At 41.1% G+C, this 1,992-nt stretch carries 2 protein-coding genes; both read left to right on the plus strand.

Features of this window, described 5'->3' with window-relative positions; genetic code table 11:
- Positions 1–89 precede the first annotated feature (89 nt).
- Entirely contained in the window at positions 90–1,544 is a 1,455-nt protein-coding gene (locus tag AC1DRQ_RS31120; RefSeq protein WP_477429945.1) for an NADP-dependent isocitrate dehydrogenase, read from the plus strand.
- 173 nt (positions 1,545–1,717) lie between these two features.
- On the plus strand, positions 1,718–1,992 hold a 275-nt coding region (locus AC1DRQ_RS31125; RefSeq protein WP_477429947.1), incomplete at its 3' end, for a hypothetical protein.

Here is a 1,992-nt window from a genome sequence, read left to right on the forward strand (position 1 = left end):
CACAAATTGAGTGACATTAGCTCTCAGACCTGCAAAATACCCCTAAAACAGCTACCTTTGCACCGTTTTTTACATAAATACTCTTTTTAATGAAAACCAAAATAGCAGTTGCCAACGGTGATGGGATCGGTCCCGAAATAATGCAGGCCGTACTTAAAGTTTTTGAAGCTAACAATGTACAACTTGAATATGAATTTGTGGAAATGGGCAAATCATATTTTGATGCAGGGCACTCTACCGGGATGACGGCGCAAGCTAAGGAAACCATTGAAAAATTAGGTCTGCTTTTTAAAGGCCCCATGGAAACCCCAAAAGGCAAAGGTGTTAAAAGTATAAATGTAACAGCCCGTAAAGTTTGGAACACTTATGCCAACCAGCGCGATTTCAGGACATTGAACGGTGTTGATACCGTTTTCTCCAAAGCAGGCATTCCTATTAACCTTACCATCATACGCGAAAATATTGAAGATACTTACGGCGGCATTGAGCACTTGCTTACTTATGATGTTGCCGTTGGTCGCAGGATCATTACCCGGCCGGGTTCGGCACAGGTGATCCGTTACGCGTTTGAAATGGCGCGCCGCAAAGGTCTTAAAAAATTGGCTTGCGGTCATAAAGCCAATATTATGAAACTTACCGATGGTTTATTCCTGGAAACCTTTCAGGAAATAGCCAAGGAGTATCCGGATATTGAAGCATCAGACATTATTGTTGATGACCTGTGCATGAAACTGGTAACCCGGCCGCAAACATTTGAGGCCATTGTTTTAACCAACCTGCAGGGCGACATTGTATCTGACCTGTGTGCCGGTTTAGTTGGCGGACTTGGTTTTGCGCCATCAGCCAACATTGGCGATAATATATCCATATTTGAAGCGGTACACGGTACCGCTCCAGATATTGCAGGTAAAGGCATTGCCAACCCTACCGCTTTATTGCTTTCTGGTATTTCGATGCTGCGTTTCCTGGGCTTTTCAAAAAATGCTGCAGATATTGAAAATGCACTGTTGTATACTTTAGAGCAGGGCGTTCATACCGGCGATTTTGGTGATAAATCTATCCCGGCTTCAAATACCAATGCTTTTACCGATGCCATTATTGCCAATTTAGGTAAGGTACCGGCTAACGGAGGTGTTTTTTCAAATCCTGATTTTGAAACCAGGGTCAATCACCTGCAACCGCTAAAAAACAAGCTGACCGTTACTAAAAACATTAAAGAAGAAATGATTGGGGTTGATGTTTTTGTGGAAGCCAGGGTTCAGCCTGATGAACTTGCTGCAATGGCAAAAAAAGTACTTACCGATAATTTTGAACTGGTAATGATCTCAAACCGGGGTACCCAGGTTTGGCCTACCGGCTCCATTTACACCGAACTGGTAAATGAGTACCGTGTACGTTTTGAGAAAAAAGCCGGCAAAGAGATCACTCAAAAAGAACTGCTGCATATTGCTGCAGATTTTTCTGAACTGGCAAAAGTTTGTTCGGTTGAATTCCTGATGAATTTTGACGGCAAAATTGGCTATACACTGGCCCAGGGGCAATAAGCCAGAAGCCTTATAAATATTAAAAGCCCGTGGTAAACCACGGGCTTTTTTGTTGGATAAAACTGCGTTATTCTTTCCTATATCAAACGTAATTATAAGACAAGATGCGACTTTGATAAATAGCTCATTATTATTATATTAGTGTAATATTATTGACCTATAAACCAATAATTATGAAATCGCGCGGGGTTTTTAAAATAGCGGGGTTAATTGCTGTCTTCCTTCTTATATTTTTCAATTGTTTTGCTCAACAGCATAGTGATTCTGTTTCAGCAGCAGGGACGGCAGCAGGCAACAGTGATTCAACAGTGCTTACTTTTATGCACATCAAACTCCAATCAAACAAGATCTATACACCCAAATCATTTAAACTATCTTATAAAACAGATCAAATTAATTGGACATCGGATAAACTAACCCCCATTACTACAGATTCATTGGGTTATTT

Source organism: Mucilaginibacter sp. P4_E8 (assembly GCF_056401495.1).

Bases quoted from the DNA above. Each gene is read 5' to 3' on its own strand.
- AC1DRQ_RS31120 (WP_477429945.1), top strand. From the start codon at position 90: ATGAAAACCAAAATAGCAGTTGCCAACGGTGATGGGATCGGTCCCGAA.